Below are 21,696 nucleotides of genomic sequence, written 5' to 3'. Positions count from 1 at the left end.
AATCTCGACCTGTCGTTTATCGAGGATTCCCATGCAATCCGTTTCCCCGCTGCCCGCCGGCGCGCCGCGCGACGTCGGCCTCGCCGAACTGTTCACCGGCTTCCTGTCGCTTGGCCTCATGTCGTTCGGCGGCGCGCTGCCGTTCGCGCGGCGCACCATCGTCGACGAGCGCCAGTGGCTTTCCGCCGACGAATTCACCGATCTGCTTGGGTTGTGCCAGTTCCTGCCGGGCGGCAACGTGATCAACCTGTCGGTGGCCGTCGGCATGCGCTTTCGCGGCGTGGCCGGCGCGTTCGCTGCCATTCTCGGGCTGATCGCGGGCCCGACGCTCGTCGTCGTCGCGCTCGGCGTGCTGTATGCGAAAACCGCGAACGAGCCGGCCGTCCGGCACCTGTTCGCCGGGTTGTCGGCCGCCGCGGCCGGGCTGCTCGTCGCGATGGCCGTGAAGGTCGCGAAGCCGCTGCGGCACGCGCGCGCGGCGGCCGGCATCGCGGCGCTCGCGTTCGTCGCGATCGCGGTGCTGCGCATCCCGCTCTTGACCGCGATGCTCGTGCTGACGCCGCTCAGCGTGTGGCTCGCCGCGCGGCGCGGTGCGGCACCGGTCGCGCCGCCAGGGGCCGCGCACGGTGCCCCCGGCGCGCCGCCGGGGGCGGCCGACGCCGTCGCGCCGCACGACGCGCAGCAGCGCGGCCCGCATGACGGAGGCGCGCGATGAACGACACGCTGATCGCCATCGCGACGATCTTCAGCCAGTTGTCGCTGCTCGCATTCGGCGGCGGCAACACGATCCTGCCGGAGATGCAGCGGCAGGTCGTCGACGTCCATCACTGGATGAGCGCGCACGAGTTCACCGCGCTGTTCGCGCTGGCCCAGGCGGCGCCCGGGCCGAACATGATGATCGTGTCGCTGGTCGGCTGGCACGTGGCCGGCTGGAGCGGGCTGCTGGTCGCGTCGGTCGCGAAGTTCGGGCCGTCGTCGATCGTCACCGTGCTCGCGCTGCATGCGTGGGAGCGCTTTCGCGACCGGCCGTGGCGCCGCTACGTGCAGCAGGGGATGATGCCCGTCACGGCCGGGCTCGTCGCGGCGAGCGCGGTGCTGATCTCCGAGGCGTCGAACCGCACGGCGATCCAGTGGGGCATCACCGCCGCGTGCGCGGTGCTCGCGTGGCGCACGCGCATCCATCCGCTGTGGCTGCTCGCCGGCGGCGCGCTGATCGGGCTCACGGGCATCGGGCAGTGAGCGCCGCGTGCGCGGCCGCCGCGCACGCGGGCGTGATTCGGTTGTGCTTTGAGATACGGCAGGGCGGCGCCGCGCAGCGGGCCGGTATACTGCCGGCTTTCAATCAGCAGGACCCAGCATCATGTCGACGATTCCCGCCTGTCCGCAATGCGCGATGGAAAACACCTACCCCGACGGCGAGCTCTTCATTTGCCCCGACTGCGGCCACGAGTGGTCGAGCGCCGCACCGGCGGCGGCCGATGACGACGCGGCGCGCGTCGTTCGTGACGCGAACGGCAACGTGCTGGCCGACGGCGATTCGGTCGTGCTGATCAAGGACCTGAAGCTGAAGGGCTCGTCGGTCACGCTGAAGATGGGCACGAAGGTGAAGAGCATCCGCCTCGTCGACGGCGATCACGAGGTCGACTGCAAGGTCGACGGGATGAGCGTGATGCTCAAGGCCTGCTATCTGAAGAAGAATTGAGCCTCCCCGCGCGCGACGCAACTGGACGATCGATGGATCTCGACGGCGCCAGCCGCAATCTCACTGTCGCCGCGTTGCTGACGCTGTCCGGCGGCTACCTCGATGCGTACACGTACGTGGGCCACGGCCACGTGTTCGCGAACACGATGACCGGCAACGTCGCGCTGCTCGGCATCAACGTATCGGCCGGCGAATGGGCGGCCGCGCTGCACCACGTGCCGCCGCTCGGCGGCTTCGTGATCGCGGTGTTCGTCGCGCACCTGCTCGGCCTCGCCGCGCAGCGCGGCTGGATGCGACATACCGCGTTCGCGAGCCTGCTCGTCGAGATCGCCTTTCTCGGCGTCGCCGCGAGCGGGCTCGTCGGCGCGTCGAGCGCATGGCTGATCCCGGGCATTTCGTTCGTCGCGACGCTGCAGACACTGTCGTTCACCCATCTCGAGGAACTGTCGTACACGTCGGTGATGACGACCGGCAACCTGCGCCGCGCCGCGCAGAAGCTGTTCGTCGGGCTGATCCCGCGCTACGACGCGGGCGCGCTGCACGACTCGGCGCTGCTCGCGACGATCAGCTTCTGCTTCCTGGCCGGCGCGGTGATCGGCGGCCTCGTCACGCGGCTCGTGCCGGAGGTCGCGCTGTGGGGCGCCGTGCTGCTGCTCGTCGGCGCGTTCGCGGAGATCCTGCGGCGCGCCTGGCGGCGCGCCGACGCGGGCGCCGGCGCGGCCGGCTGACGGCGCCGCGCGGGTGGGGCCGTGCTGCGGCGCGGCATCCGGTGCCGGAGTGGAACCGGTCCGCGCCCGTCACGTCGCTGCGTCATTGGCTTGCCGTCTCGCTCACCGTCTCGCGGCCTGTCTGCTGCGCCGCATCAATCACATATCCAACCACTTCCGCCGATCCCCCGCCGCCCGCCCGAATCGTGACGGATTCCTGTCGAATCGCCCGCCTGGCGGCCCAAACCGGCCGTCATCCGGCGTCGGTCGCGCAAGCCCCGCGCGCCGGGGCGTTGTGCGCTGACGACAATCGAACCGTTACCGCGCATTTCAATTTCTTTCGCGATTCGGACTCATCTTATGATTCTCGCCACGTCGCGCGCGCCAAGAACGCGAGCGATCGCCACCCGGCTGCGCACGCGGCCGGCCATGAACGGAGACACCTACAAACAGGAAAGCTCATGAAGCAGACCACCCGACTCGCAGCCATCGCAGGGGGCGCCGCGCTCGCATTTGCCAGCCAGTACGCGGCCGCACAAAGCTCGGTCACGCTCTGGGGCGTCGCCGACGCCAGCATCCGCTATCTCACCAACGCCAACGCCAAGAACGACGGCCTGCTGTCGATGACCAACGGCGCGATCACGAACAGCCGCTTCGGCATCTACGGCACGGAAGATCTCGGCGGCGGCCTGAAGGCCGTGTTCAACCTCGAAAGCGGCGTGAACCTGCAGAACGGCGCATTCGCCGACAGCGGCCGCCTGTTCAACCGCGCGGCGTACGTCGGCCTGCAGAGCCCGTACGGCACGGTGACCCTCGGCCGCCAGAAGACCCCGCTGTTCGACCTGCTGTCGGACACCTACGATCCGCTGACGGTCGGCAACTACCTCGAAAACGCGTGGCTGCCGGTCGCACTCGGCGGCGGCTTGTATGCGGACAACCAGATCAAGTACACGGGCAAGTTCGAAGGCCTGACCGCGAAGGCGATGTACTCGACCGGCACCAACTACGAATCGACCGGCGCCGGCGGCTTCTCGGGCCAGATTCCGGGTTCGCTCGGCAAGGGCAATGCGTGGGGCGTGTCGCTGTCGTACGTGATGGGCCCGCTCAGCATCGCGGCCGGTGCGCAGCAGAACAGCGACAACTCGGCGCGCAAGCAGACGATCTACCACGCGAACGTCGTGTATGCGTTCAGCAAGGCGAAGATCTACGCGGGCTACCTGCGCTCGAAGGACGACACGGGTTTCGTCGACAGCCTGCTCGCCCAGCAGTCGATTCCGGTCGCGAAGGGCACCGGCCGGATCGACGACGGTCCGTTCGCAGGCGTGAGCTGGCAGGTGAGCGCACCGCTGACGCTGACGGGCGCGTTCTACTACGACCACATGCGCAATGCGATGACCACGAACGGCACGCTCGCGAGCGGCAACCGCTACGCGATCGTCGGCATTGCCGAGTACGCGCTCAGCAAGCGCACGGAAGTCTACGGCACCGTCGACTTCAACAAGACGAACGGCGCGGCGAACGTCGAGCTGCCGGGCCGCAGCAACCAGACCGGCATCGCGATCGGCCTGCGCAATATCTTCTGACGAATCGCCTGCGCCGGACCGGCGTCCGGCTCGCGACGAAGAGAGATCCCTGCGGGGGTCTCTTTTTTTTCGTCCGCACGAAGCGCCCGGCGCACGATCCGTAAGCCGTTCGTCGGCATTCCGGAACAGTCTTTTACAGTGCGCGCGAAGGCTTTCCGCTACGCTGCGTGCATCGCTCGCCGCCTGCCGGCGCGCTCGGTAAATTGTGTATCCGGTGATGACAATCGCGATTCGCCGGTTTTTTTCGTGGGACGATGCGCTCACGATTTTCTTGAAAGGGGATGACGATGGGTATCCTGAACACCGTGGGTGAAATCGCTGGCGCCGTCGCAGCCGTCGAAGGCGCGGAAAAGCTGGATCCGGATGCGGGCCTGCTGACCAAGGCGGCCGCCGCCGTCGCCGGCTTCAAGGGCGCGGAAGCGATCGAAGGCCTGCTCGAGAAGAAGGAAGAGCAGCCGCAGCAGGCAGCGGACGACACGCAGGCGACGGACGGCAGCGACACGTCGCAGGCATGAGCATGGCGGCCGGCTCGGCCGCGCCGGCGCAAGCCGCGCGGACGGGCGAGCCGGCGTCGCGCAGCCGGCAGGTCGGGCATGCGGTCGATCGGTGACGCATGGCACACCCGGCAGCCGGTTTGACCGGCGAGAGGCAACGTCTCTCGCCGTTTTTTTATACGCGGGCGCCGCGCGCCGCAGGAAAACCGGAATCTTGCTATCGTGCCTTCATCCGAACTGCGATGAGGCAATGCGATGGATTTCGACTACGACCTGTTCGTCATCGGGGCCGGCTCGGGCGGCGTGCGGCTTGCGCGCATGTCCGCGTCGTACGGTGCCCGCGTCGGCATAGCGGAAGAAGAGCAGATCGGCGGCACCTGCGTGCTGCGCGGCTGCATCCCGAAGAAGCTGCTCGTCTACGCATCGCATTACCCGCACGAAGTCGAGGACGCGAAGGGCTTCGGCTGGACCTTCGGCGCCGGCACGCTCGACTGGCCTGCGCTGATCGCCGCGAAGGATCGCGAGATCAACCGGCTCAGCGACATCTACGTCAACCTGCTGCGGCAATCGGGTGTCGAGATGCACGCGGGGCGCGCGACGCTCGTCGATGCGCACACGGTCGCGATCGGCGAACGCACGATTCGCGCGCGCCACATCGCGATCGCGACCGGCTCGCGCCCGTCGATGCCGGCGCGGCCCGGCATCGAGCACGCGATCACGTCGCGCGAGGCGTTGTCGCTCGCCGCGCGGCCCGCGCGTATCGCGGTGGTCGGCGGCGGTTATATCGCGGTCGAGTTCGCGGGCATCTTCAACGGTTTCGGCAGCCACGTCGACCTGTTCTATCGCGGCGAGAAGATCCTGCGCGGCTTCGACGATGACGTGCGCCGGTTCCTCACCGACGAGATGACGAAGCAGGGCGTCACGATCCACACCGGCGCGCAGGTGGACGCGATCGAGCGCGCGGACGACGGCACGCTCGCGGTGTGCGTCGGCGGCGCGCACCACGGGCCGTACGACGCGGTGCTCTACGCGACCGGCCGCGTGCCGAACGTCGAAGGGCTCGGGCTCGAGCAGGCGGGCGTGATGCTCGACGCACGTGGCGCGATTGCCGTCGATGCGTATTCGGCGACGTCGGTGCCGTCGATCCATGCGATCGGCGACGTCACGTCGCGGCCGCAGCTCACGCCGGTGGCGACGCGCGACGGCGCGTTGCTTGCCCGCACGCTGTTCGGCGGGGCGCGTGTCGCGACCGATCACGAATGGGTGCCGTCGGCTGTGTTCAGCCAGCCCGAGGTCGCGACGGTCGGTCTCACCGAGGCGCGCGCGCGGGACGTGCACGGCGCGCTCGACATCTACCGCACGTCGTTCAAGGCACTGCGCCACACGCTGTCGGGCCGCGACGAGCGCACGCTGATGAAGCTCGTGGTCGCGCGCGACAGCCAGCGCGTGGTCGGCGCGCACATGGTCGGCCGCGATGCGGGCGAGATCATCCAGGGCATTGCGATCGCGATCCGCGCGGGCGCGACGAAGGCGCAGTTCGACGACACGATCGGCATTCACCCGACCGCGGCCGAGGAGTTCGTGACGATGCGGCAGAAGGCGGCGGACTGACCGATGATGCGTGCCGGCGCGTGCAGTCGGATGCGCGCCGGTGCTCGATCCGTGCGCGCCGCGACCGCACGGCCCCTACAGAATGCGACCCGACTGCCGATATAACGAACAGCAAGGTTCCGAACGACGGCTTTCGATTCACGATGGAGCGTATTCGACAACGCGTTTGGTACCATCCGCCAAAAAACCAAATACGGGGCCGATCATGCGCGATCAACAGCGCAGCATTCAGAACAACGGGGTAACCACGCCGCGCGCGAATCGTGACGATTGCGCCGCCTGCCCGCCATTCGCCGTGACGCGTCCGTCACGCGCGCATCCGCATTCATTTCCCGCATAGCGCCCAAGGCGACGCCTGCCGCGTTGCGTGACGCCCGTCGCGTCGAGCGACGCATCGGCGCGCGCGTGCGCGCGTGTGCGTCGCCGCCGCGTTGAAGTCCGGCTCGTTCGCGAGCCGGCGTGCCCGTTCCGGGCCATCTTTCCACACAAGGAGACCAACAGTGAACATTCAGAGTCGACGCACCGTCCTCGTGGCGGCGGCGCTCGTTGCGGCGCTGTCCGGCTGCGCGACCGAATCGTCGCGCACGCTCGACGTGCCGGCCGTGAGCAGCGCGCAGAAACCGTATGCGGGCAAGCCCGTCGCGATCGCGGTCGGCAAGTTCGACAACCGCTCGAGCTACATGCGCGGCATATTCTCGGACGGCATCGACCGCCTCGGCGGGCAGGCGAAGACGATCCTCGTCACGCGCCTGCAGCAGAGCCGCCGCTTCAACGTGCTCGATCGCGAGAATCTCGACGAGATCAAGCAGGAAGCCGGCTTCATGAAGAAGGCGCAGGCCGTGAAGGGCGCGAACTACGTCGTGACCGGCGACGTGACCGAGTTCGGCCGCAAGGACGTCGGCGATCACCAGCTGTTCGGCATCCTCGGCCGCGGCAAGACGCAGGTCGCATACGCGAAGGTCAACCTGAACATCGTCGACACGACGACGTCGGAAGTCGTCGCATCGAGCCAGGGCGCGGGCGAGTTCAGCCTGTCGAACCGCGAGGTGATCGGCTTCGGCGGCACCGCCGGTTATGACTCGACGCTCAACGGCAAGGTGCTGGATCTCGCGATCCAGGAGGCCGTGAACCATCTCGTCGACCAGGTCGACGCCGGCACGCTGAAGCCGGCGAAGTAAGCATCACGGCTTCACCGATTCACCACATCAACCAGAAGAGAAACGACCATGAAACGGGGAATCTGGCTGCCGGCGACGGCAGCCGCCATGCTGCTCGCGGGCTGCGCGGCACCGACCACGCCGCCGCTCTATCAGTGGAACGGCTATCAGCCGCAGGTGTACGAATACTTCAAGGGGCAAAGCTCGCCGCAACAGCAGATCGACGCGCTCGAGAAGGCGCTGCAGGAGATTCGCGCGAAGGGTAACAAGCCGCCGCCCGGCTTCCATGCGCATCTCGGGATGCTCTACGCGAGCGTCGGCAGCGAACAGCAGGCCGAACAGGAACTGCAGGCGGAGAAGCAGCTGTTTCCGGAATCGTCGCCGTTCATGGACTTCCTGATGAAGCACAAGCCGGCGGCGAAGAAGCCGGCCGAGCAGAAAACGGCCGAGCAGAAGCCGGCCGATCAGAACACCGCCAAACAGTGACGCACCTGCCATGATCAAGACACTTTCATTCAAGCTGCTGTCCGTGCTGTCGCTCGTCGCGCTGCTGAGCGCATGCGCGCAACCCGTCAAGCGTCCCGACTACACGGCCTTCAAGAAGAGCCAGCCGCGCTCGATCCTCGTGCTGCCGCCGGTCAACGAGACCACCGATGTCGGCGCGACCTACGGGGTGCTGTCGCAGATGACGCAGCCGCTCGCCGAGTCGGGCTACTACGTGGTGCCGGTCGCGGTGATGGACGAGACCTTCAAGCAGAACGGCCTCGCGAACGCGGCCGAGATCCAGAACACGTCGCCGGCAAAGCTGCGCGAGATCTTCGGCGCGGATGCCGCGCTCTATTCGAAGATCACGCAATACGGCTCCGTCTACCAGGTGGTGGACAGCACGACGGTGGTCGCGGCGTCGGCGAAGCTCGTCGACCTGAAGAGCGGCGACGTGCTGTGGCAGGGGAAAGGCAGCGCGAGCGGCAAGGAACTCGGCAACAACGTGAACGTCGGCGGGTTCGGGATCGTCGGGATGCTGGTGCAGGCGGCCGTCAAGCAGGTCGCGCATTCGCTGACCGACGAAGCGCACGATGTGGCCGGGCTGACCAGCAATCGCCTGTTGTCGGCCGGCCCGCCGACCGGCCTGCTGTACGGCCCGCGTTCGCGCAAGTACGGCACCGACTGACAGGCTGCCCTACGCGAAAGCCACGGCGCGCGCCATGCGCGCCGTGGCGTTTCAATGCACGCCGAACGCGTCGAGCAGCCGGTACCAGCTCATCGCGAGCACGAGCGCCGGCGTGCGCAATGCCTCGCCGCCGGGGAAGTCGCGATGGCGGATCTTGTCGAACAGGTCGAAGCGGCTCGCCTGTCCGTCGATCGCCTCGGCGATCAGCTTGCCCGCGAGCGCGGTCGTGTTCACGCCGTGCCCCGAGAACCCCTGCGCGAAATACGTCGTCGGCGCGATGCGGCCGAAGTGCGGCGCGCGGTTCATCGTGATGTCGACGAAGCCGCCCCACGCGTAGTCGACCTTCACGTCCGCGAGCTGCGGGAACGTCTTCAGCATGTCCGCGCGCATCGCCGCGGCGAGATCGCGCGGCTCCCGCGTCGAATAGCTGACCTTGCCGCCCCACACGAGCCGCGTGTCGGGCGCCGGCCGGAAATAGTCGAGCACGAAGCGGCTGTCGCAGATCGCCGCGCGCGCGGGCATCAGCGCGGCGGCGCGTGCTTCGCCGAGCGGCTCGGTCGCGATCACGTAGGTGCCGACCGGCATGATCTTCTTCGACAGCGCGGGCGCGAGCGTGCCGACGAAGGTGTTGCACGCGAGCACGACGAAGCGCGCGCGCACGTTGCCGCCGCTCGTCTCGACGACATGGCCGCCCGCGACGTCGCGCACGCGCGTCACGCAGCTGTCCTCGTGGATGCGCACGCCCGCGCCGGTGGCTGCGCGCGCGAGGCCGAGCGTGTAGTTCAGCGGATGCAGGTGGCCGCTGTCCGGGTCGTACAGGCCGCCGCAGTAGCGGGCCGACTGCACGTAGTCGCCGAGTTCGTCGGCTTCGACGAAGTGGAAGCGGTCGTAGCCGAAGCGCTTCGCGGCTTCGTCGCGCCAGCGTTTCAGTGCGTCGGCGTCGCGCGCGGTGTTCGCGGCGGTCAGGTAGCCGGGCACCAGCGCGCAGTCGATGTCGTGCTGCGCGATGCGCGATTTCACGAGCGACAGCGTTTCGAGCCCCATGTCCCAGATGCGCTTCACGTCGCCTTCCGGCATGAACTGCGCAAACGTATCGATATCGCACGCGAACCCGCCGATCAGCTGGCCGCCGTTGCGGCCGCTCGCCGCCCATCCGACCCGCGACGCTTCGAGCACGGTCACCGAATGGCCGCGCTCGGCGAGGTTGAGCGCGGCGGACAGGCCCGTGAGGCCCGCGCCGATCACGCACACGTCGGCATCGGTCGTGCCGGCGAGCGGCGGATGATGCGTCGCATCGTTGACGGTGGCCGCGTAGTACGACGCGGCATGCGGTTGGTTCGCGAAATTCTGCATGGTCAGGAGAACGGATGAATGGCTTAGAACAGCTCGCGGACGCGGTGGTACAGCATCCCGAGCTCGAGCGCGGGTTGCCGCCACGCGTCGCCGCCGGGGAAACGCCGGTGGCGCAGGCGCGCGAACAGGTCGAACGCGCGCGTGTCGCCCGCGATCGCGCCGGCGATCGCGCGTCCGGCGATGCCGGTGAGCGCGACGCCGTGCCCGCTGAAGCCCTGGACGTAGAAGAAGTTCGGATCGAGCGCGCCGAAATCCGGCGCGCGGTTGCGCGTGACGTCGACGAAGCCGCCCCACGCGTGGTCGACGCGTACGTCGCCGAGCTGCGGGAACACGCCGGCCATGCGCCGCCGGATCGTTTCGGCGAGCGAGGCGGGTGATGCGCCGGCCGAATTCGCGCGACCGCCGAACAGCATCCGGTGGTCGGCCGACAGCCGGAAATAGTCGAGGAAGAAGTTGTTGTCGCACACGGCTTCGCGCTGCGCGATCAGCGCGTCGGCGCGCGCCTGGCCGAGCGGCTCGGTCGCGATGATGTACGACGCGACCGGCGCGATGCGGGCGGCCGTCGCAGCCGGCAGGATGCCGCCGGGGCCCGCGTTGCAGCACGACACGACGAAACCGCAGCGCACGTCGCCCGACGGCGTGCGCACGACGGGCCGCGCCCCGCGCACGACGTCGAGCGCGGGCGTGTGCGCGTACAGCGCGACGCCTTCGCGGCGCGCGGCATCGGCGAGGCCGAGGCAATACTTGAGCGGATGCAGGTGGCCCGACAGCGGATCGTAGACCCCCGCGAGATAGCGTGTCGACGCGATGCGCGCGCGGATCGCGCCGGTGTCGAGCCACGACAGCGACGGATGGCCCCAGCGCGACGTCGCGGCATCCATCCATGCGCGCAGGTCGTCGATGCGGCGCGGCTTCGTCGCGACCGTCAGGTAGCCGCGCGTGAAGTCGCAGTCGATCCCGTAACGCGCGATCCGCTCGGCGATCAGCGCGACGCCGTCGAGCGACAGCGACCACGCGGCGCGCGCGCCGTCGGCGCCGAGCTGCCGCTCGATTTCCTCGTCCTTCGCGAAGCCGGTGATCGCCTGCCCGCCGTTGCGGCCCGACGCGCCCCAGCCGGGCCGGTGCGCGTCGATCACCGCGACCGACAGCCCGCGCGCGCGGCAGTCGAGCGCCGTCGACAGGCCGGCGAAACCGGCGCCGATCACGCAGACGTCGACGTCGATCGTGCCTTCGAGCACCGGGTCGTCGCCATCGGGGCGCGCTGCGCTCGCTTCGTAGTACGAGTCGCGCGCGAGCGCATCGGCGCGGCGGGTGAAAGACTGGCTCATGAAACCGATTTCCTCCATGCGGAGCGCGAGGCGCCGGAATCCTGCCCGATGCATCGCGCGGGACGCCGCGCGCGCTGCGCGGCGCCCCGCGCGGCGGGCATCAGAACGAATAGATGAACTGCGTGGCGAGCAGGTCGTTGGACTTGCCGTACGACCCGTCGTGGCGCAGGAACACCTTGTTGTTCGCCCAGTCGTGCCGGTATTCGACCTTCACGGTGATCTGCTGGGTCGGATAGAACAGCAGGTCGAGCGCGACGTCCTGGCGTACCGCGCCCTTGCACTCGAAGCCGAGGCCGCCGCCGGCCTTCGACAGCGCGAGGCAGTCCGCGTCGACGCCGAAGCCGTTGTTCGGATCCATCCCGTTGCCGTTCAGCGCGATGCCGCCACCGCCGCCGCCGTTCTTCCAGTTCGCGAGCAGGTCGTAGCGCAGCGTCACGCCCATGCGGCCGACCACCGGCGCGTTGAACTTGCGGTGCGCGAGCAGCGACAGGCCGTACCACTGCGCGAGCCCGCCGTTGAACGCCGCATGCTGCTGACGGCCGTAGTCGACTTCGGCGTTGTACTGCACATCGGCGAGCGTGTAGGTCGCGTCGAGTTCGCCGAAGAAGAACGAGCCGTACGCGCTCGGCGCATTGCCGCCGGGGCCGTAGTGGACCACGCCGTTCGAGTCGAGCGCGCTTGCGAGCGTCTGCCGCCCGATGTTGAACGACCCGCCGATGTCGAGCGCGCTCGACCACGTGTAGTCCGCGCGCGCGGTGAAGGTCGGCACCTTGTTGCTGGTCGTGATCGGGTCGCCGAGCGCGTTGGTGCCGGTCTGCGTGACCGAGCCGTACGTGCGGTACTGCTCGTTGCCGACGAAGAACTTCCACGCCCAGTTGCCCTTCGTGTAGTTCGCGCCGATACCGACGTAGCTGCCCGGATCCGAGAAGTCGTACAGCAGGTTGTGCGTGAGCGTGAGCATCTGGTTCGACTGCTGCACCTCGTAGCCGCCGAAGCTCGGGATCAAGCCGGCGACGAGCGTCGTCTCGGCGGTGATCGGCACGTTGATGACCGCCGTGTTCAGCAGGTTGTCGGTGATCGAGCCGCGCGAGTTCTGCAGCAGCGTGATGCCGTTGCCGCGGTTCGGCATCAGCGTGATTTCCGCCGACGGCGCCATCGGGCCGACGCCGAAGGTCTTCTTGATGTCGAGGTAGAGGTCGCCGAACGTGCTGTTGAAGTAGTTGTACGCGTTCTCGTGGTTCGCGAACAGGAACGACGACGTGCCGGCCGCGCGGTTGTAGATGTAGGTCGGGTCGATGTAGCCGGTGACCGACAGGCCGGCCAGCGGGCCGGTGTTGGCCGCGTCCGTCAGCGAATCGACCTTCAGCTGCTGGTTCGCGATCTGCTGCTTCATTTCGCCGACTTCGTCGTTGGTCAGCGTCGCCTGCGCCTTGCCGTAGTCCGGCGAGCCCGGATCGACGGCCACTTTGGCCACCGCAACCGGCCTGCCGCCGGCCGGCGCGCCGCCTTGTGCGATCGCGCTCGCGCCGCCGCCCGGCTGCGCGGCGAGCTGCGCCTGCATCGCCTTCATCTGTTTCTGCAGTGCCGCGACCTGCGCCTGCAGCGCCTTGATCTCGGCGGATGTCGAGTCGGCCAGCGCGATGCCCGGCAACGCGCCGGCCACCAGCAGGCAGATCAGTTTCTTCTTCATTGCGGATTCTCCTAGCGGTCGTATGTCGGCAAAAGTGCGATGAGCGCAGCGCGGCGCCCGTGCGGCGCATCAGTCGGAACGCACGGGGCCGCGTCATTGTTTTGATGGATGAGCGGTGAGCGGGGCGGTCAGGAAAACGCGAGCCGCAGGTCGGCCACGCGGCGCCGCTCGCGCGCGATCATCATCCGGTTCACGACGATCACGCCGATCGTCACGGCCGTGATGAACAGCGTCGCCAGCGCGTTCATCTCCGGGTTCAGCCCCAGCCGCACCCGCGAGAACACCACCAGCGGCAGCGTCGTCGACCCCGGCCCCGACAGGAACGCCGACAGCACCAGGTCGTCGATCGACAGCGTGAACGACAGCAGCCACCCCGACAGCAGCGCCTGCGAGATCAGCGGCAGCGTCACCACGAAGAACACCTTCAGCGGCGTCGCGCCCAGGTCGAGCGCCGCCTCCTCCAGCGACTTGTTCATCTCCTTCACGCGCGACTGCACGATGATCGCCACGTACGACACGCACAGCATCACGTGGCCGATCCAGATCGTCACCATCCCGCGCCCCTTCGGCCAGCCGAACATCTGCTCCAGCGCAACGAACAGCAACAGCAGCGAGATCCCCTGGATCACCTCCGGTATCACCAGCGGCGCGTTGATCATCCCCGTGTACAGCGTGAAGCCCTTGAAGCGGCCGAAGCGCGCAAGCACGAAACCCGCCCACGTGCCGATCACGACCGACGCGGTGGCCGTCAGGAGGCCGATCTTCAGCGACAGCCACGCGGCGGTCAGCAGCTCGTCGTCCTCCAGCAGCGCGCTGTACCACTTCAGCGAGAAGCCCGACCACACCGTCACCAGCTTCGACTCGTTGAACGAGTACACCACCAGGCTGATGATCGGGATGTACAGGAACAGGAAGCCGAAGGCGAGGACGCCCGTCGACAGCGGTTTGCTCGGCTTGATCATTTCGCGTCCTCCAGTTCCTTGACCTGGTAGTACTGGAACAGCGCCATCGGCACCAGCAGCAGCATCACCATCGCGACCGTCACCGCGGACGCCATCGGCCAGTCCATGTTGTTGAAGAACTCGTCCCACATCACGCGGCCGATCATCAGCGTGTCCGCGCCGCCGAGCAGCTCGGGAATCACGTACTCGCCCACCGCCGGAATGAACACCAGCAGGCTGCCGGCGATGATCCCGTTCTTCGACAGCGGCAGCGTGATGCGCGTGAACGCGACCCACGGCTTCGCGCCCAGGTCGTACGCGGCCTCGAGCAGCGTCAGGTCCATCTTCACGAGGTGCGCGTACAGCGGCATCACCATGAACGGCAGGTACGAATAGACCATCCCGATGTAGACGCCCGCGTCGCTGTGATAGAGCCGCAGCGGCGTGTGGATGATGCCCAGCGCGATCAGCGCGTGGTTCAGCAGGCCGTCGTCCTTCAGGATTCCGATCCATGCGTACACGCGGATCAGGAACGACGTCCAGAACGGCAGCATCACGGCCATCATCAGCACGTTGCGGCGGTTCGGTTCCGAGCGTGCGATGTAGTACGCCATCGGATAGCCGATCAGCAGGCACAGCACCGTCGACACGGCGGCCATCTTCAGCGAGCTGAGGTAGGTCGCGATGTACAGGTCGTCCTGCAGCAGGAACGCGTAGTGCGACAGCTGCAGCGCGAAGTGCACGACGCCGTCCTTGATCTCGACGAGCGACGTGTACGGCGGGATGCCCATCACCTGGTCGGCGAAGCTGATCTTCAGCACCAGCACGAACGGCAGCGCGAAGAAGATCGCGAGCCACACGAACGGCACGCCGATCGCGACGCTGCGGCCCGACGGCAGGAAGCGCGACAGCACGGCGAAGCGGCGCTTGCGCGCGGGGGCCGCTGCCGCGGCCACGGCGCCGGACGACACCGGCGCGGAGGAGGAGGGGGCGGAAGTTCTCATTGCGTCAGCACGACGCCGCTGGCCGGCGACCACGACACGAACACGTCGTCGTTCCACGCCGGCGCGTTGTCGTTCATCAGGTGCGAGCTCGACAGGTTCGACACCACCGTCTTGCCGCTCGGCAGGCGCACGTGGTACAGCGAGTAGCTGCCCATGTACGCGATGTCGGTCACGACGCCGCGCGCCCAGTTGTGTTTCGAGCCCGGCTTCTCGCGCGACACGTGGATGCGCTCCGGGCGCACCGAGATGCCGACCGGCATGCCGAGCGGGCCCGTGATGCCGTGGCTCACGTACATGCGCGCCTCGAGGTCGTCGCTTTCGACGAAGATGTGGTCGGGTTCGTCCTCGACCACGCGGCCCTCGAACAGGTTCGTCGAGCCGATGAATTCGGCGGAGAAACGGCTGTTCGGAAACTCGTAGACCTCGCCCGGCGCGCCGATCTGCACGATCTTGCCCTCGCTCATCACCGCGAGGCGGCTCGCCATCGTCATCGCCTCTTCCTGGTCGTGCGTGACCATCACGCAGGTCACGTCGACCTTCTCGATGATGTTCACGAGTTCGAGCTGGGTCTTCTGGCGGATCTTCTTGTCGAGCGCGGACATCGGCTCGTCGAGCAGCAGCAGCTTCGGGCGCTTGACGAGCGAGCGGGCCAGCGCGACGCGCTGCTGCTGGCCGCCGGAGAGCTGATGCGGCTTGCGCTTCGCGTACTTGCTCATCTGCACGAGCGCGAGCGCGTCGGCCACGCGCTCCCTGATCTCGTTCTTCGGCGTGCCTTCCTGCTTCAGGCCGAACGCGACGTTCGATTCGACCGTCATGTGCGGGAACAGCGCGTACGACTGGAACATCATGTTGACCGGGCGGCGGTACGGCGGCAGCGACGCGAGGTCCTCGCCGTCGACGAAGATCTTGCCGGAGGTGGCCGTCTCGAGCCCGGCGAGCATGCGCAGCAGCGTCGACTTGCCGCAGCCGGAGCTGCCGAGCAGCGCGAACAGCTCGTTCTTCGCGATCGTCAGGCTCACGTTGTCGACGGCCGTGCTGTCGCCGAATTTCTTCACGACGTTTTCGATGCGCACGAACGCGTCGTTTTGCGTACGGGCCGCGGGGGCCGGTTGGGTCTGTCGTGCAGCGGCGGAAGAGGGTATCGATTGCATGGGATTCACCATTCGTTCTTCACGGATTGCAGGCGTGAGCGTCCCCGCGCGAGGCGCGCCATGCGACTCACGGACAACGGCTCGCGCCGGTGGAGCGGGGCGCGCGGGCGGACGGTCAGTACGCGGCGCGCAGGGCGATCAGTGGCCCGTCTTCAACTGGGCCCACAGACGGTTCTCGAGGCGCAGGATGTCGGCCGGCATCGGCTTCATCAGCACCATCTTCTTCAGCACGTCTTCGGGCGGGTAGACGGTCGGGTCCTGCGCGACGGCCGGCGTGACGAACTGGTGCGCGGCCTTGTTCGCGGTCGGGTAGAACACCGTGTTGGTGATCGCCGCGTTGACCTTCGGATCGGAGACGTAGTTGATCCACTTCAGCGCGGCCTCCGGGTGCGGCGCATCCTTCGGGATCACCATCACGTCGAACCACAGCAGGCCGCCTTCCTTCGGGTTCGCGAACCTGATGTCGTACGAGCGCTTCGCTTCGGCCGCGCGGCGGTGCGCGATGCCGACGTCGCCCGACCAGCCGAGCACGACGCACACGTCGTTGTTCGCGAGGTCGTTGATGTAGCCGGACGAGTTGAACTGGGTGATGTACGGGCGGACTTTCTTCAGGACCTCGAACGCCGCCTGGTAGTCGGCGGGGTTCGTGCTGTTCGGGTCCTTGCCCATGTACTGCAGCGTCGCGGCGAACACGTCGACGGCCTGGTCGAGGAACGACACGCCGCAGCTCTTGAGCTTCGCCATGTTGGCCGGGTCGAACACCAGCGCCCAGCTGTCGACCGGCGCCTTGTCGCCGAGCGCCTTCTTCACCGCCTGCACGTTGTAGCCGATGCCGTCCGTGCCGTAGGCCCAGGGCACGCCGTACTGGTTGCCCGGATCGGCGTCCGAGATCATCTTCATCAGCAGCGGATCGAGGTTCGCGAGGTTCGGCAGCTTCGACTTGTCGAGCTTCTGGTAGACGCCGGCCTGGATCTGCTTGGCCATGTAGTTCGACGTCGGCACGACGATGTCGTAGCCCGAACTGCCGGCAAGCAGCTTCGCCTGCAGCGTGTCGTCGCTGTCGTAGTTGTCGTACTTGACGTGGATGCCGGTCTGCTTCTGGAAGTTCGGGATCGTGTCCGGTGCGATGTAGTCGGACCAGTTGTAGACGTTCAGCTCGTCGGCACGCGCCGACGGGCTGGCGACCGACGTGAACGCGGCCGCGGCGGCAAGGGCGGCAACGGAACAGGCTTGGCGAAGAAAGCAGGCACGCATGGTGGAATTCCCCTGGTAAGGTGAGCCGCGGCGCGCACGCCGCGGCCCGTAGGCAAAACCGTTACGAAATACCCAGTTGCTGGGCGGTTGCATCGACTGCTTTTTTCGCCTTCGATACGAGTTCATCGATTTCCTGACGCGAGATCACGAGCGGCGGCGACAGCAGCATCCGGTCGCCGGTCGCGCGCATGATCAGGTTGCCGTTGAAGCAGAAGTCGCGGCAGATCGTGCCGACGTCGCCGCCGTTCGCGAAGCGGCGGCGTTCGGCCGGCGCCTCGGCGAGCTGCAGGCTCGCGACGAGGCCGTGGCCGTGCACCTCGCCGACGATCGGGTGACGCGCGAAGGTCTCGCGCATCAGCGCCTGGAAGTACGGGCCCGTGTCGTGCTTCACGCGCTCGACGATGCCCTCGTCGCGCAGCAGCTTCAGGTTCGCGACCGCGACGGCCGCCGCCACCGGGTGGCCCGAGTACGTGAGGCCGTGATTGAATTCGCCGTTGTCGATGATCGGCCGCGCCACGCGCTCGTGAATGCCGACCGCGCCCATCGGCACGTAGCCCGACGTCAGGCCCTTGGCCATCGTGATCAGGTCCGGCTCGAAGCCGAAGTGCTGGTGCGCGAACCATTCGCCGGTGCGCCCGAACCCGCCGATCACTTCGTCGGCCACCAGCAGGATGTCGTACTTGCGGCAGATCCGCTGGATTTCCGGCCAGTACGTCGACGGCGGGAAGATCACGCCGCCCGCGCCCTGGAACGGCTCGCCGATGAACGCCGCGACGTTCTCCGCGCCGAGTTCGAGGATCTTCGCCTCGAGCTGCTGCGCGCGCGCGAGGCCGAACGCTTCCGGCGTCTCGCCCGGCTGCGCCTCGCCGAAGAAATACGGCTGGTCGATGTGCACGATGTGCTCGACCTTCGACGGCATCTGCTCGTGCATGTAGCCCATCCCGCCGAGCGTGCCGCCGGCGATCGTCGAGCCGTGGTAGCCGTTCTTGCGCGAGATCACGAACTTCTTCTGCGGCTGGCCCTGCACGCGCCAGTACTGGTGCACGAGGCGCAGCACGGTGTCGTTGCCTTCCGAGCCGCTGTTGCAATAGAAGAAGTGGTTGAAGCCGGCCGGCGTGACTTCCGCGAGCATCGCGGAGAGTTCGATCACCGGCGGGTGCGTGGTCTTGAAGAAGGTGTTGTAGAACGGCAGTTCCTGGATCTGGCGATACGCGGCGTCGGCGAGTTCCTTGCGGCCGTAGCCGACGTTCACGCACCAGAGGCCGGCCATCCCGTCGATGACCTTGTTGCCGTCCGAGTCCCACAGGTAGACGCCGTCGGCCTTCACGATCACGCGGCTGCCCGCGCGGTTCAGCGCACCCATGTCCGAGAACGGGTGAATGTGGTGCGCGGCGTCGAGCGCGCGGTATTCGGCGGTCGAGCGCGCCTGCGTCGTGCGCGGTGCGGCGGCCGGCGCGGCGGGCTGGATCCAGGCAGATTCGTTGCGGTACGTCATGTTTCCTCCGTGTTTCCGTATTCGGTCGTGTGCACGCTCAGACGTGCAGCAACAGATGGCGGCGTTCCCACGAGCTGATCACGCGGAAGAACGCTTCGTATTCGGTTTCCTTCAGCGCGAAATACGCCTTCAGGAACTTGTGGCCGAGGATCTCGCCGAGCGGCTCGCACGCGGCCATCAGCGTCAGCCCTTCCTCGAGGTTGCGCGGCAGCTGGTACGGCAGTTCGTAGCCGTCGCTGACGAGCGGTTCGGTCGGCTCCAGGCGCTGCGTCATGCCGAGATAGCCGGCCGCGAGCGTCGCGGCGAGCGCGAGGTACGGGTTGCAGTCGACGCCCGGGATGCGGTTCTCGATGCGGCGCGCCGACGGGCCCGAGTGCGGGATGCGGAAGCCGACCGTGCGGTTGTCGTAGCCCCACTGCACGTTGATCGGCGCGGCCATGAAGCGCGACAGGCGGCGGTACGAGTTGATGTACGGCGCGAAGATCGGCATCAGCGCCGGCGTGTACTTCTGCAGCCCGGCGAGGTAGTTGTAGAACATCGACGTCGCGCCGCCGGTTTCCTGCGACGTGAACAGGTTCTGGCCCGTTTCCTCGTCGACGATGCTCTGGTGCACGTGCATCGCCGAACCCGGTTCGTCCTCCATCGGCTTGGCCATGAACGTCGCGTACATGTTGTGGCGCAGCGCGGCCTCGCGCACCGTGCGCTTGAACAGGAACACCTGGTCGGCCAGCGACAATGCGTCGCCGTGCATGAAGTTGATCTCCATCTGCGCGGCGCCGACTTCGTGGATCAGCGTGTCGATGTCGAGGTTCTGCGATTCGCAGTACTCGTAGATGTCCTCGAACAGCGGGTCGAACTCGTTGACGGCCTCGATCGAATACGACTGGCGGCCCGTTTCCGGGCGGCCCGTGCGGCCGACCGGCGGACGCAGCGGCAGGTCGGGGTCCTTGTTCATGTCGACCAGGTAGAACTCGAGTTCCGGCGCGACGACGGGCTTCCAGCCTTTCGCCTTGTACAGGTCGAGCACGCGGCGCAGCACGTAGCGAGGCGAGATCTCGACCGGCGAGCCGTCGAAGTGCACGCAGTCGTGGATCACCTGCGCGGTCGGATCGACGGCCCACGGGATCAGGCGGATCGTCGACGTGTCGGGCACGCACACCATGTCGGGGTCGGTCACGCCGGTCAGCGAACCGTCTTCCGGATATTCGCCGGTGACGGTCTGCACCATCACGGCTTGCGGCAGGCGCATCGACTCGCCGGACGTGAACTTGTTGCGCGGCGTGATCTTGCCGCGCGCGATGCCGGCCATGTCGGGGATGATCGCTTCGATCTCGGTGATCCGGTGCTGCTTCAGGAAATCTTCGATGTCTTGCATGTCTGTTCTCGTGGGTTGGGGCGGCGCGCTCAGGCGAGCGCGGCGGCGGCCATGGCGCGCGTGCGGGCGGCGCGCCGGGCGCGGCAGGCATCGCCGAAGGCGCGGAAGATCGCGCTCGACAGCGGGTCCTGCGCATGCCGCCATTCCGGGTGCCACTGCACGGCGAGGGCGAAAGCCGGTGCATCGACGACGCTCACGGCTTCGATCAGGCCGTCCGGCGCGACGGCTTCGACGGCGAGGCCGGAGCCGAGCTGCGCGATGCCCTGCTTGTGCAGCGAGTTCACGTGCACTTCGTCGCGCCCGCCTGCGAGCGCGTGCAGCGTGCCGCCGGGCGTCAGGCGCACGACGTGCGCGGGGCCGTATTGCGTGTCCATCGGCGCGTCGTCGTCCTCGCGGTGGTCGGCGAGGCCCGGCACGTCATGCACGCGCTGGTGCAGCGTGCCGCCGCAGACGACGTTCAGCTCCTGGAAGCCGCGGCAGACGGCCAGGACCGGCACGCCCGCGGCGATCGCCGCGCGCAGCAGCGGCAGCGTGGTCGCGTCGCGGGCCGGGTCGTGCTTCGTGCCGGGTGCGCTCGGTTCGCCGCCGTACAGGTGCGGCTCGACGTTCGAGTAGCTGCCGGTGAACAGCAGGCCGTCGACCGCGTCGAGTACGTCGTCGGTCGACTGGCGCGCGCCGAGCGCGGGCAGCACCATCGCGAACGCTTGCGCGCCGTCGACGATCGCGGCGACGTATTTGTCGCCGACCGTATGCGACGCGTGTGCGCCGATCTGCGTGTGGTCGGCGGTGATGCCGACGAGTGGTTTCCTTTCCATGGCGTCGATCAGGTTACCTAAGCAGGCCGTGACGCGCGGCGATCGGCGCGGCAAGCATGGCTTGCGCAAATCGCAGGCGCGGCACGGCCCCGCAGCCGTGCGCGGGGCGCATGGCCGCTGACGAAGGAGCGCAGCGTGAGGCGGGTGCTGCGCGCGACGATCAGGCCGTCGTTCGTTTCGTTGTGCGGCGCGGTGCGCGGCAATGCGTGCGGCAACGCATGCGCGAGCGCCATCCGTCACCGGTCAAGCGACGCGGCGGACGGGATGCGGGCGAAACGGACGACGTGAAAGGGAGAGAGGCGCTACGGCAGCAGCGACGCCACTTCGTCGGTATCGACGGCGACGAATGCGCGTGCGGAAACGGCGTTGTGGCGCCGAACGGAACGACGGGACAGGATGGTGTAGATCGACAGATGCTGCAGGCGAGGACTATGCCAGCCGCAACTGCCATCGGAAGGGGACGCCGCGCTGCGCGAACTTCGCGCCACGCTTCGATCCCACCTCACCAGAGGGCCACGGACTCTCACGATTACACTCGACTGGGTTGTTGAAAGTATTGAACACCTGATTGCCAGAACGCGCGGGGCGTTTAAATAATCGAGGCGCCGGCCGGGCGTCATGAGCATCGGCGCGCATCGCATTTTTGCGTTGCAATAACGCGTTTTGATGCGCGTGACGGTTCAATGACGCTAACCTGAGAGCCAGCATATACGAGCCAAAAACGGCGTCAAATGTTTTTTTTATGGTCCCGGGTCAGGGCTTACCCGAAGCACTGCGAATAAAATATGCGTAAATGGAATGGCGGGTAAGTGTTCATTATTTCGAACGCCTTTCAGGGTTTTCCCCGCTGATGTGCGGCATAAAG

21 protein-coding genes are annotated in these 21,696 nt (G+C 67.5%); 10 read left to right on the top strand and 11 right to left on the bottom strand.

Annotated elements, in window-relative coordinates; all coding sequences use genetic code 11:
- Positions 1-31: 31 nt before the first annotated feature.
- The 10 genes from WT26_RS19565 (at position 32) to WT26_RS19520 (ending at position 8,425) form a co-directional block, all read left to right on the top strand.
- On the top strand, positions 32-715 hold the full coding sequence (locus WT26_RS19565) for a chromate transporter (protein ID WP_081333742.1): 684 nt from the start codon (positions 32-34) through the stop codon (positions 713-715).
- A complete protein-coding gene (locus tag WT26_RS19560) occupies positions 712-1,239 on the top strand; it encodes a chromate transporter (RefSeq protein ID WP_059523031.1) in 528 nt (175 codons plus the stop codon). The genes WT26_RS19565 and WT26_RS19560 overlap by 4 nt, the downstream gene beginning before the upstream one ends.
- A 121-nt stretch (positions 1,240-1,360) precedes the next feature.
- Positions 1,361-1,702, top strand: a complete 342-nt coding sequence (locus tag WT26_RS19555) for a zinc ribbon domain-containing protein YjdM (protein ID WP_010090443.1) — start codon at positions 1,361-1,363, stop codon at positions 1,700-1,702.
- 32 nt (positions 1,703-1,734) lie between these two features.
- Positions 1,735-2,430: a YoaK family protein gene (locus tag WT26_RS19550; RefSeq protein WP_069273590.1), complete on the top strand. Its 696-nt coding sequence runs from the start codon at positions 1,735-1,737 to the stop codon at positions 2,428-2,430.
- Between the two features lie 440 nt (positions 2,431-2,870).
- Complete coding sequence (locus tag WT26_RS19545) at positions 2,871-3,992, top strand: porin (RefSeq protein ID WP_011353454.1); 1,122 nt, start codon at positions 2,871-2,873, stop codon at positions 3,990-3,992.
- A gap of 287 nt (positions 3,993-4,279) precedes the next feature.
- Positions 4,280-4,507 (top strand): hypothetical protein, encoded by a 228-nt coding sequence (locus WT26_RS19540; RefSeq protein ID WP_069273812.1) that lies wholly within the window; start codon positions 4,280-4,282, stop codon positions 4,505-4,507.
- A 234-nt stretch (positions 4,508-4,741) separates the two neighbouring features.
- Positions 4,742-6,097, top strand: a complete 1,356-nt coding sequence (gene gor, locus WT26_RS19535) for a glutathione-disulfide reductase (protein WP_069273589.1) — start codon at positions 4,742-4,744, stop codon at positions 6,095-6,097.
- Positions 6,098-6,597: 500 nt separating this feature from the next.
- The gene (locus WT26_RS19530; RefSeq protein WP_069273588.1) at positions 6,598-7,275 is read left to right on the top strand and encodes a CsgG/HfaB family protein; all 678 of its coding nucleotides are present in this window, start codon (positions 6,598-6,600) and stop codon (positions 7,273-7,275) included.
- Positions 7,276-7,323: 48 nt separating this feature from the next.
- Complete coding sequence (locus WT26_RS19525) at positions 7,324-7,740, top strand: DUF4810 domain-containing protein (protein ID WP_069273587.1); 417 nt, start codon at positions 7,324-7,326, stop codon at positions 7,738-7,740.
- 10 nt (positions 7,741-7,750) lie between these two features.
- Positions 7,751-8,425 (top strand): DUF799 domain-containing protein, encoded by a 675-nt coding sequence (locus WT26_RS19520; protein WP_069273586.1) that lies wholly within the window; start codon positions 7,751-7,753, stop codon positions 8,423-8,425.
- Between the two features lie 51 nt (positions 8,426-8,476).
- Here the strand turns inward: WT26_RS19520 and WT26_RS19515 are convergent, their stop codons facing one another.
- From WT26_RS19515 to WT26_RS38465, 11 genes are all read right to left on the bottom strand, one after another.
- Positions 8,477-9,778 (bottom strand): NAD(P)/FAD-dependent oxidoreductase, encoded by a 1,302-nt coding sequence (locus WT26_RS19515; RefSeq protein WP_069273585.1) that lies wholly within the window; start codon positions 9,776-9,778, stop codon positions 8,477-8,479.
- A 23-nt stretch (positions 9,779-9,801) separates the two neighbouring features.
- Positions 9,802-11,106: an NAD(P)/FAD-dependent oxidoreductase gene (locus WT26_RS19510; RefSeq protein WP_069273811.1), complete on the bottom strand. Its 1,305-nt coding sequence runs from the start codon at positions 11,104-11,106 to the stop codon at positions 9,802-9,804.
- Positions 11,107-11,206: 100 nt separating this feature from the next.
- On the bottom strand, positions 11,207-12,796 hold the full coding sequence (locus tag WT26_RS19505; protein ID WP_069273584.1) for a DUF3138 family protein: 1,590 nt from the start codon (positions 12,794-12,796) through the stop codon (positions 11,207-11,209).
- Between the two features lie 128 nt (positions 12,797-12,924).
- Positions 12,925-13,758, bottom strand: coding sequence for an ABC transporter permease subunit (locus tag WT26_RS19500; RefSeq protein ID WP_069273583.1), 834 nt, complete (start codon positions 13,756-13,758; stop codon positions 12,925-12,927).
- Positions 13,755-14,741, bottom strand: a complete 987-nt coding sequence (locus WT26_RS19495; RefSeq protein ID WP_069273582.1) for an ABC transporter permease subunit — start codon at positions 14,739-14,741, stop codon at positions 13,755-13,757. Before WT26_RS19495 ends, WT26_RS19500 begins: the two co-directional genes overlap by 4 nt.
- A complete protein-coding gene (locus WT26_RS19490; RefSeq protein WP_069273810.1) occupies positions 14,738-15,892 on the bottom strand; it encodes an ABC transporter ATP-binding protein in 1,155 nt (384 codons plus the stop codon). Before WT26_RS19490 ends, WT26_RS19495 begins: the two co-directional genes overlap by 4 nt.
- A 138-nt stretch (positions 15,893-16,030) precedes the next feature.
- The gene (locus WT26_RS19485; RefSeq protein WP_069273581.1) at positions 16,031-17,146 is read right to left on the bottom strand and encodes a polyamine ABC transporter substrate-binding protein; all 1,116 of its coding nucleotides are present in this window, start codon (positions 17,144-17,146) and stop codon (positions 16,031-16,033) included.
- Positions 17,147-17,207: 61 nt separating this feature from the next.
- A complete protein-coding gene (locus WT26_RS19480) occupies positions 17,208-18,641 on the bottom strand; it encodes an aspartate aminotransferase family protein (protein ID WP_069273580.1) in 1,434 nt (477 codons plus the stop codon).
- A gap of 37 nt (positions 18,642-18,678) precedes the next feature.
- Entirely contained in the window at positions 18,679-20,016 is a 1,338-nt protein-coding gene (locus WT26_RS19475) for a glutamine synthetase family protein (RefSeq protein ID WP_059521140.1), read from the bottom strand.
- A 29-nt stretch (positions 20,017-20,045) separates the two neighbouring features.
- The gene (locus WT26_RS19470) at positions 20,046-20,831 is read right to left on the bottom strand and encodes a gamma-glutamyl-gamma-aminobutyrate hydrolase family protein (protein ID WP_069273579.1); all 786 of its coding nucleotides are present in this window, start codon (positions 20,829-20,831) and stop codon (positions 20,046-20,048) included.
- A 302-nt stretch (positions 20,832-21,133) separates the two neighbouring features.
- Positions 21,134-21,358 (bottom strand): hypothetical protein, encoded by a 225-nt coding sequence (locus tag WT26_RS38465; RefSeq protein WP_072437498.1) that lies wholly within the window; start codon positions 21,356-21,358, stop codon positions 21,134-21,136.
- Between the last annotated feature and the right edge of the window lie 338 nt (positions 21,359-21,696).

It is taken from the genome of Burkholderia cepacia (assembly GCF_001718835.1).
Classification (GTDB): Bacteria; Pseudomonadota; Gammaproteobacteria; order Burkholderiales; family Burkholderiaceae; genus Burkholderia; species Burkholderia cepacia_F.
Note: the sequence above shows the minus strand (reverse complement) of the source record. Positions and strands in the feature narration are given on the sequence as shown.

What these genes read in the sequence shown, in the direction of transcription:
- WT26_RS19550 (WP_069273590.1), top strand. Translation starts at nt 1,735, where the DNA reads ATGGATCTCGACGGCGCCAGCCGCAATCTCACTGTCGCCGCGTTGCTG.
- WT26_RS19515 (WP_069273585.1), bottom strand. Translation starts at nt 9,778, where the DNA reads ATGCAGAATTTCGCGAACCAACCGCATGCCGCGTCGTACTACGCGGCC.
- WT26_RS19500 (WP_069273583.1), bottom strand. Translation starts at nt 13,758, where the DNA reads ATGATCAAGCCGAGCAAACCGCTGTCGACGGGCGTCCTCGCCTTCGGC.
- WT26_RS19520 (WP_069273586.1), top strand. Translation starts at nt 7,751, where the DNA reads ATGATCAAGACACTTTCATTCAAGCTGCTGTCCGTGCTGTCGCTCGTC.
- WT26_RS19525 (WP_069273587.1), top strand. Translation starts at nt 7,324, where the DNA reads ATGAAACGGGGAATCTGGCTGCCGGCGACGGCAGCCGCCATGCTGCTC.
- gor (WP_069273589.1), top strand. Translation starts at nt 4,742, where the DNA reads ATGGATTTCGACTACGACCTGTTCGTCATCGGGGCCGGCTCGGGCGGC.
- WT26_RS19510 (WP_069273811.1), bottom strand. Translation starts at nt 11,106, where the DNA reads ATGAGCCAGTCTTTCACCCGCCGCGCCGATGCGCTCGCGCGCGACTCG.
- WT26_RS19475 (WP_059521140.1), bottom strand. Translation starts at nt 20,016, where the DNA reads ATGCAAGACATCGAAGATTTCCTGAAGCAGCACCGGATCACCGAGATC.
- WT26_RS19505 (WP_069273584.1), bottom strand. Translation starts at nt 12,796, where the DNA reads ATGAAGAAGAAACTGATCTGCCTGCTGGTGGCCGGCGCGTTGCCGGGC.
- WT26_RS19485 (WP_069273581.1), bottom strand. Translation starts at nt 17,146, where the DNA reads ATGCGTGCCTGCTTTCTTCGCCAAGCCTGTTCCGTTGCCGCCCTTGCC.
- WT26_RS19540 (WP_069273812.1), top strand. Translation starts at nt 4,280, where the DNA reads ATGGGTATCCTGAACACCGTGGGTGAAATCGCTGGCGCCGTCGCAGCC.
- WT26_RS19490 (WP_069273810.1), bottom strand. Translation starts at nt 15,892, where the DNA reads ATGCAATCGATACCCTCTTCCGCCGCTGCACGACAGACCCAACCGGCC.
- WT26_RS19545 (WP_011353454.1), top strand. Translation starts at nt 2,871, where the DNA reads ATGAAGCAGACCACCCGACTCGCAGCCATCGCAGGGGGCGCCGCGCTC.
- WT26_RS19565 (WP_081333742.1), top strand. Translation starts at nt 32, where the DNA reads ATGCAATCCGTTTCCCCGCTGCCCGCCGGCGCGCCGCGCGACGTCGGC.
- WT26_RS19470 (WP_069273579.1), bottom strand. Translation starts at nt 20,831, where the DNA reads ATGGAAAGGAAACCACTCGTCGGCATCACCGCCGACCACACGCAGATC.
- WT26_RS19495 (WP_069273582.1), bottom strand. Translation starts at nt 14,741, where the DNA reads ATGAGAACTTCCGCCCCCTCCTCCTCCGCGCCGGTGTCGTCCGGCGCC.
- WT26_RS19480 (WP_069273580.1), bottom strand. Translation starts at nt 18,641, where the DNA reads ATGACGTACCGCAACGAATCTGCCTGGATCCAGCCCGCCGCGCCGGCC.
- WT26_RS19560 (WP_059523031.1), top strand. Translation starts at nt 712, where the DNA reads ATGAACGACACGCTGATCGCCATCGCGACGATCTTCAGCCAGTTGTCG.
- WT26_RS19555 (WP_010090443.1), top strand. Translation starts at nt 1,361, where the DNA reads ATGTCGACGATTCCCGCCTGTCCGCAATGCGCGATGGAAAACACCTAC.